Source organism: Brevundimonas sp., from assembly GCF_035561115.1.
Lineage (GTDB): Bacteria > Pseudomonadota > Alphaproteobacteria > Caulobacterales > Caulobacteraceae > Brevundimonas.
Genome location: NZ_DATMYH010000083.1, coordinates 57,255 through 64,761 on the forward strand (window position 1 = coordinate 57,255; position 7,507 = coordinate 64,761).

Genomic DNA, 7,507 nt, shown 5'->3' on the forward strand with positions numbered 1-7,507 from the left:
ACACGCGTTGGCTACAGCCGCGCGAACGCCTCGCCGTCCGCGTCGAACAGATGCGCCTGATCCGCCGGGACCTTCAGGCTCAGCGTCTCGCCCGCCGCGGGCCGCACGTCGCCCGGCAGCAGCACGGTCACCGGCGCCTCTCCGGCCGTCAGATAGGCATAGGTCGCGTGCCCCAGGGTCTCGACGAAGGTCACGTCGGCGCGGATCGCATCGCCCTTGCCCGCCGTCGTCAGATGCTCGGGCCGAACGCCCAGCGTAACCTTGTCGCCGACCCCGGCGCGCCCCGCATCGACGCCGACCGTCAGGGTCTCGCCTGCCGCAGTCCGCACCGTCGCGCCCCTCGCCGTCGCCGTGACGATCTCGGCGGGCAGCAGGTTCATCTTCGGGCTGCCGATGAACCCGGCCACGAACAGGTTGCGGGGCCGTTCGTACAGCTCCATCGGCTTGCCGATCTGTTCGACCGTTCCGGCGTTCAGCACCACGATCCGGTCCGCCAGGGTCATGGCCTCGACCTGGTCGTGGGTGACATAGACCATGGTCGTCTTCAGCCGCTCGTGCAGGCTGGCGAATTCGTAACGCATCCGCACCCGCAAGGCCGCGTCCAGATTGGACAGGGGCTCGTCGAACAGAAAGACCTGCGGTTCCCGCACGATGGCGCGGCCGATGGCGACCCGCTGCCGCTGACCGCCGGACAGGGCCTTGGGCTTGCGGTCCAGATAGTCGGTGATGTTCAGCGTCTCGGCCGCGCCGCGCACCCGCCGGTCGATCTCGGCCTTGTCGGCCTTGGCCAGCTTCAGCCCGAACGCCATGTTCTCGTACACGCTCATGTGCGGGTAGAGGGCGTAGGACTGGAACACCATGGCGATGCCCCGGTCGGACGGGCTCAGATCGTTGACCGAGCGTCCGCCGATGGCGATGTCGCCGCCGGTCGACTCTTCCAGGCCCGCGATCGTACGCAGCAGGGTGGACTTGCCGCACCCTGACGGGCCGACGAAGACCACGAACTCGCCGTCCGCGATCTCCAGATCGATGCCTTTAAGGACCTCGGTGGTTCCGAAGCTCTTGGTCACGCCGGTCAGCCGGACGTCCGCCATGTGTTTCCCTGCCCGCAGCTTCTTGTCGGCCCACCGCGCTTCGCGCTGATTGAGACCCATTTTGAGATCACCGTAAACGGTTACAGTCTGTCTGCAATCCTCCCGGGCGTCCTGCCGGCTATCGGCGTATCGGCGGAGACCCCTGATCCACATGCCGCGGGATTGCAGTCCTCAGGAGTCGCTGAAAGGTCGGGCATTCCATGTGGCTGGGCGCAGGACATGCGGCCGCGTGGCGGAGACCGTCCCGAAGGGCGCTGAGACGCCTGACGGTTTGATCCAGGTCATCAGCCCTGGTGGAGAGCTGGACCCGGTCGAGGCGCGGCCGGCCGTCTTCGCCGAACATGCCGCCGATCTCATCCAGCGTGAAACCTGCCGTCCGGGCCAGCGCGATCAATGACAGGCGTTCGAGCACGCCCGGGTCGAACAGGCGCTTGAGTCCGCGCCGCCCGACCGAGGAGATCAGCCCCTTCTCCTCATAAAAACGGAGCTTCGACGCCGCCATGCCCGAGCGTCGAGCGACGTCGGCGATATCCAGAAATTTCACTGTTGACCTCAACCTGGCTTGAAGTTGTAGCGTCGCCGTCACCGATACGGAAATCAAGGAGGATCAGCTGATGCAGTCAGTCCATGACGCCAACGAAGCACAGGCCAGGCTTTGGAACGCCCGCGCCGGGGAGGTCTGGGCGGAGCAGCAGGAGATGCTGGATCGCCTGCTCGGCCCCTTCGAGCGGACGCTGGTCGGGGCCGTGGCGCATTTCGGTGCGAACGAGGTGCTGGATGTCGGTTGCGGAGCCGGGGCGACGACCCTCGCGGCGGCCTGGCGCCTCGGAAGACGGGGCCGATGCACCGGCGTGGACATCTCCGTCCCCCTGATCGAGGTGGCGAGACGGCGCGCCGAGGAGACGGGTCTCGGGACATGCCGCTTCATCGCCGCCGACGCCCAGACGCACGCCTTCGAGCCTGCGGCGTTCGACGCGGTCATTTCGCGCTTCGGCGTGATGTTCTTCGCCGACCCCGTCGCCGCCTTCGTCAACCTCAGGCAAGCTGCACGTCCGGACGCCGGACTGGCGTTCGTCGCCTGGCGCGGCGCGGAGGAGAATCCGTTCATGACGGCGGCGGAGCGGGCGGCGGCGCCGTTGCTGCCGGAGCTTCCGGCGCGCGATCCCGCCGGGCCGGGGCAGTTCGCCTTCGCCGACGCGGAGCGGGTCCGGGGGATTCTGGCCGCGGCCGGATGGCGAGACGTAGACATCCAGCCTCTGGACATCGTCTGTACGCTGTCCGGCGAGGATCTGGACGCCTACGCCGCCCGAATGGGTCCCGTCGGCGCGCTGTTGGTCGATCTTGATGAAGATCGCAGAGACCGGATCGTTGCGGTCGTCAGACAGGCCTTCGAGGCCTGGGTGACGGGCGGCGTGGCGCAGATCACGGCCGCCTGCTGGCTGGTCCGGGCCCGCAACGCCGGGTGATGCTCAGATCCGGACGGGCGAGGGGTCCGTTCAGCGCGGACCCTTGGCCTTGTACGGCGGCCTCGCTCCCGCGGGTTTGCCGCGCGCGTCCTTCGCCGCCCACGGACGGTCGCCGCCCTTGGGCTTGCCCTTCCAGGGCTTGTCGCCGGCCGCGGCCGGAGCAGCCTCGGCGTCGGAACGCGGCGTCCAGGGCGTCTTGCCCTCGGCCGCCGGCTTTTTCACCCACGGCTTCTTGCCCGGAGGCGTGGGGTCGTTCGGCGTGCGCTTGACCCAGGGCTTCTTGCCCTCGGCGGCGGCCGGAGCGGCGTCGTCCCGCTTCACCCACGGCTTCTTCTCGGCTTGCGGGCGGTCCTCGCGGGCCTTCCACGCGGGCTTGTCGCCGCCCTCTTCGCGCTTGACCCAGGGCTTCTTGCCTTCAGCAGCCGGAGCGCCGTCTTCGCGTTTGACCCAGGGCTTCTTCGCGCCTTCGGGACGGTCCTCACGCGGCTTCCAGGCCGGCTTGTCGCCGCCTTCCTCGCGGGCCTTCCAGGGCTTGCGCTCGGGGCGATCGCTACCCGGACGGTCGCCGGCGGGCTTCTTGTCCCAGCGGCTGACGGGCTTCTCGGACGGGCCCGGCTTGACGGCCGGATCTATCTTGACGCCTTCCTCGAGACCCAGGGCGATGGCGGCCTCGAACTTGGCCTGCATCTCCTGGGTGATCTCGAACTTGGTCTCGCGCTCGAAAATCTTGATGGAGCCGATGTCGCGCTTGGTGACATGGCCGAGGCGGCAGATCGTCGGCATCAGCCATTTCGGATCTGCGTTCTTGTCGCGGCCGATGTTGATCCGGTACCAGACCATGTCGCCGCCGCGGGCGAAGTCCGTATAGGGGACGTCCGGCTGGCCCTTGTCGTTCCTGCCGGTTTCCTGCTGCCGCTTCATGCGGTCGTCGTCATAGACGTCTTCCGGCGCGGGCAGCTTCTGCTGATAAAGACGGATCAGGGCGGCCGCGATCTGCTCGGGCGTGCTCTTCTCGAGCAGCTGCCTGCCGAGGGCCAGGGTGTCCTCGTCCTCGACCGGGGCGGTCAGGACAGGGTCGGCCAGCATGCGCTTGCGGTCGTTCTGCAGGATCATGTCCGCCGACGGCGGGCCCGACCATTCGGCCTTGATCGAGGCCGACTGCAGCATCAGCTCGACCTTGCGGCGGCGCGTATAGCTGACCAGCAGGACCGAGACGCCCTTCTTGCCCGCGCGGCCCGTACGGCCCGAACGGTGCAGCAGGCCGGCCTTGTTGACCGGGATTTCGGCATGGATGACCAGACCCAGATCGGGCAGGTCGAGGCCGCGCGCGGCGACATCGGTGGCGACGCAGACGCGGGCGTGGCCATCGCGGAGCGCCTGCAACGCTTCGGACCGCTGGCTCTGGGTCAGTTCGCCCGACAGGCCGACGACCGAGAAGCCGCGTTCGCGCAGCGACGAGGTGAGATGCTTCACCCGCTCGCGCGTATTGGCGAACACCAGGGCGCCGGGGGCCTCGAAATAGCGAAGCACATTGACGACGGCCAGTTCGACCTCGTTCGGGGCGACGCGGATGGCCTTGTATTCGATGTCGGCGTGCGAGGCGTTGCCCGCCACCGTGTCGATCCGCAGGGCGTTCTTCTGATAGGTCTTGGCCAGCTGCACGATGTCGCGCGCCAGCGTCGCCGAGAACAGCAGGGTCCGCCGCTCGGCCGGGGCGGCGTCGAGGATGAAGGTCAGGTCTTCCTGGAAGCCCATGTCCAGCATCTCGTCGGCTTCATCCAGCACGACGGCCTGAAGCGTCGACAGGTCCAGCGAGCCGCGCTCGACGTGGTCGCGCAGACGGCCGGGGGTGCCGACCACGATGTGGCAGCCGCGGTTCAGGGCCTGACGCTCGACCTTGGGGTCCATGCCGCCGACGCAGGAGACGATGCGCGCGCCGGTCTGGGCGTACAGCCACTGCAATTCGTTGGAGACCTGCAGGGCCAGTTCGCGGGTCGGGGCGATGACCAGGGCCACCGGTGCGCCGAACTCGGCGAATTTCTGGGCCTCGCCCAGCAGGGTCGGGGCCAGGGCCAGGCCGAAGGCCACGGTCTTGCCCGAACCGGTCTGGGCGCTGACCAGCAGGTCGCGGCCCGAGCCGTCCTCGTTCAGCGCGGCCTCGAGGACGGCGGATTGAACCGGCGTGGGCTCGGCGTAGCCGCGTTCGGAAAGGGCGCGGTCAAGCGCGGGATGGCTGGCGGGGAAAGGCATGGGGCAGTCCGTAAGGCGCCAACGCGGCGCACGCCAGTCTCGCCCCGGGGAGGGGGCGACCGGCGAAGGGCGGGGGATGTGCGCCAGGAACAAGGCCGAAGGGTGGCCCTGTCCATTTCAGGCTCCGGCGAATGACCGCTGACAGACCGTCGTTTCCCGGGCACAGTGGGGTCTCGGGGGACCTCATGCTGAAAACCATTCTCGCCGCCACCACCGCGCTGACGCTCGTCTCCATGGTCGGCGTTGTCTCCGCGCAGGAGCTGACCCCGCCGCAGCGGCCGGTCGGAAGCCGGCCGGCCGCACAGTCGTCGGCTCCAGCCGCACAGGGCGCGGCCTCCCTCACCAGCGGACGGCCCGTTCGCGGCCAGCTGGCTCGGGGCGACGACACCCTGGAGAGCGGCGAATACGCTGATGAATTCACATTCCCGGTCCGGCGCGGCCAGACCTATGAACTGACCCTCTCGTCCTCGGCCTTCGACCCCTATCTGCTGGTGCGCGGCCCCGGCGGGCTGAGCGAGGACAATGACGACGATCCGGCCGCGCGCGGGTCGCACGACAGCCGGGTGCGTTTCACCGCCCCGGCCGACGGCCAGGTCGAGGCGTCGGCGACCAGCTATCAGCCCGGCGAGACGGGGGCCTACACCCTGACGCTGGGCGGGGCCGCGGCGAGGCCCGCCCCATCGCCGGCCGCCGTGGCGGCCTCGGACCGCACCATTCGCGTGGGCCAGGCGCTGGACGGGCGGCTGGGCGCCGGCGACCGTCAGCTGGACAGCGGCGAATACATCAACAGCTATGTGCTGCGCGGGCGGCGCGGACAGACCCTGGACCTGCGCCTGACCTCGACGGCCTTCGACCCCTACGTCGCCATCGACGGTCCGGGCGACTTCTCGGCCTTCAACGACGACGATCCGGCCGTGACCGACGGGCGCAACAGCCGGCTGGTCGTCACCCTGCCGGCCGACGGCGACTACCGCATCACCGCCACCAGCTACGCCTCGGGCGAGCAGGGCGGCTACCGTCTGGCGGTGCTGGACGGGGCAGGGGCCGCAACCCCCGCCCCGCCGGCGGTGCGCCCCTCCGAGCGCGCTTCGGCCAACGGCGGGATCACCATCGGCCAGACCGTCAGCGGGTCCCTGGACGCGGGCGACGACACCCTGGATTCGGGCGAATACGTCGACAATTTCCGCTTCACCGGTCGCCGCGGCCAACGGGTGGCGGTGGAGCTGACGTCCTCGGCGTTCGACGCCTACACCATCCTGAGGACCCCGTCCGGGGAGCAGCAGGAGAATGACGACGCCCGCGACGGCGGCCACGACAGCCGGCTCGACACTGTGCTGGCCGAGGATGGGGAGTATGAGGTCATGGTCACCTCCTACGCTCCCGGCGAAACCGGATCATACCGCTTCAGCGTCAGCCCCAGCCTCGGCTCGCCGCGGCAGGCCTCGGTGCAGGGCGGGGCGCGGGTGTTCGCGGTCATGGTCGGAGTCTCTGACTACGGCGGGGCCCAAAGCCCCCTCGACTTCACCGACGAGGACGCCCGCAAGCTGGCCGAGACCCTGCGCACGGACGGCTCGCTGAACGACGCCAGCGTGGTTCTGACCAATGCCGAGGCCACAGTCGCCGGGGTGCGCCGCGCCTTCGCCCGGGTCGCAGCCGAGGCGGGACCTGAGGACACCTTCCTGTTCTTCTTCTCGGGCCACGGCGACCAGTCGGAGGCGCAGATCAGCGGGCTGGAGCCGGACGGCAAGTCCGAGTCCATCGTGTTGCGCGACGGCGAGATCAGCGACAGCGACATGGCCGGTCTGTTCGGGTCCCTGCGCACCCGGCTGTCGCTGCTGGTGCTCGACTCCTGCTTCTCGGGCGGATTCGCGCGCAACGTTGTGGACCGGCCCGGCGTGATGGGGCTGTTCAGCTCGGAAGAGGATCTGACCAGCGCCGTGGCCGACAAGTTCCAGGCCGGAGGCTATCTGTCCCACTTCCTGCGCACGGGTATGGGGGGCGAGGCCGACGGAGACGGAGACCGGCTGGTCACCGCCGGCGAACTGACCACCTATCTGCGTCGCCAGTTCCGGGATCAGGTCGAGAACGTCGAATCTGAAACCCAGGACGGCCAGCGCAACTACCAGAACCTCGTCATCGACCGCGGCGGCGTCCAGGTCGACGACGTCATCGTGCGGCTGCCGGCGCTCCAGATCGCCGCGAACGGCGGCTGACGCCCTCAGGGAACCAGCAAGGGAAACCGGCGCCGATCAGCGACAGCCGGTGCGGCGTTCGCGCTCGATTTCCGCGATGTCGTAGTGGACGACGGAATCCCGGCTGACGAAGATCGGCCTGTTCGTCCCCGGCTCGTAGAACCGCGCCCACAGCGGAACCGCGTCCGGCGCCGCAACAAGCCGGGCGTCGCGTGCGCCATCGTCAGCGGTCACCGTTTCGAACCGGCGGCCCTTGGGCGAGATCGCCGGAACCGACGCCGTCGTCAAGATCCGAACGGGTCGGACAACCGTCTCATGGATCGTCCTGACCGGGAGCGCCGCGAGCGGGAGGGTCGGCGCCTACGATGCCGGCGTTTTCCGGGAACCGGCCCGGTTCGCCAGGCCCCTCAAAAGAATGGTGGGTGCGACAGGGATTGAACCTTTGACCCCCTCGGTGTGAAGGGCCTCAAAGGCAATTTCAGGGCTTTTCAGGACTGTACATAAC

Annotated in this window: 6 protein-coding genes; 2 read left to right on the plus strand and 4 right to left on the minus strand. The window is 69.0% G+C overall.

Annotated elements, in window-relative coordinates:
- Nucleotides 1-11: 11 nt before the first annotated feature.
- Together VN378_RS10790 and VN378_RS10795 are read right to left on the minus strand one after the other, a co-directional pair.
- Nucleotides 12-1,094 carry a sn-glycerol-3-phosphate ABC transporter ATP-binding protein UgpC gene (locus tag VN378_RS10790; RefSeq protein WP_325743587.1) on the minus strand — a complete coding sequence of 361 codons (1,083 nt, stop codon included), beginning with the start codon at nt 1,092-1,094 and terminating at the stop codon, nt 12-14.
- Nucleotides 1,095-1,212: 118 nt separating this feature from the next.
- On the minus strand, nt 1,213-1,638 hold the full coding sequence (locus VN378_RS10795; RefSeq protein ID WP_325743580.1) for a helix-turn-helix domain-containing protein: 426 nt from the start codon (nt 1,636-1,638) through the stop codon (nt 1,213-1,215).
- Between the two features lie 70 nt (nt 1,639-1,708).
- On the opposite strand from VN378_RS10795, the gene VN378_RS10800 reads away from it, so the two are divergent.
- Nucleotides 1,709-2,560 (plus strand): class I SAM-dependent methyltransferase, encoded by an 852-nt coding sequence (locus tag VN378_RS10800; protein WP_325743581.1) that lies wholly within the window; start codon nt 1,709-1,711, stop codon nt 2,558-2,560.
- Between the two features lie 30 nt (nt 2,561-2,590).
- Here VN378_RS10800 and VN378_RS10805 read toward each other — a convergent pair whose 3' ends face one another.
- Nucleotides 2,591-4,810 carry a DEAD/DEAH box helicase gene (locus VN378_RS10805; RefSeq protein ID WP_325743582.1) on the minus strand — a complete coding sequence of 740 codons (2,220 nt, stop codon included), beginning with the start codon at nt 4,808-4,810 and terminating at the stop codon, nt 2,591-2,593.
- Between the two features lie 185 nt (nt 4,811-4,995).
- On the opposite strand from VN378_RS10805, the gene VN378_RS10810 reads away from it, so the two are divergent.
- Nucleotides 4,996-7,023 (plus strand): caspase family protein, encoded by a 2,028-nt coding sequence (locus VN378_RS10810; protein ID WP_325743583.1) that lies wholly within the window; start codon nt 4,996-4,998, stop codon nt 7,021-7,023.
- A gap of 36 nt (nt 7,024-7,059) precedes the next feature.
- Here VN378_RS10810 and VN378_RS10815 read toward each other — a convergent pair whose 3' ends face one another.
- Nucleotides 7,060-7,290, minus strand: a complete 231-nt coding sequence (locus VN378_RS10815; protein WP_325743584.1) for a pectate lyase — start codon at nt 7,288-7,290, stop codon at nt 7,060-7,062.
- Nucleotides 7,291-7,507: the final 217 nt, after the last annotated feature.

Excerpts from the sequence above, each read along its gene's own strand:
- VN378_RS10810 (WP_325743583.1), top strand. The coding sequence starts at position 4,996 with ATGCTGAAAACCATTCTCGCCGCCACCACCGCGCTGACGCTCGTCTCC.
- VN378_RS10790 (WP_325743587.1), bottom strand. The coding sequence starts at position 1,094 with ATGGCGGACGTCCGGCTGACCGGCGTGACCAAGAGCTTCGGAACCACC.
- VN378_RS10805 (WP_325743582.1), bottom strand. The coding sequence starts at position 4,810 with ATGCCTTTCCCCGCCAGCCATCCCGCGCTTGACCGCGCCCTTTCCGAA.
- VN378_RS10800 (WP_325743581.1), top strand. The coding sequence starts at position 1,709 with ATGCAGTCAGTCCATGACGCCAACGAAGCACAGGCCAGGCTTTGGAAC.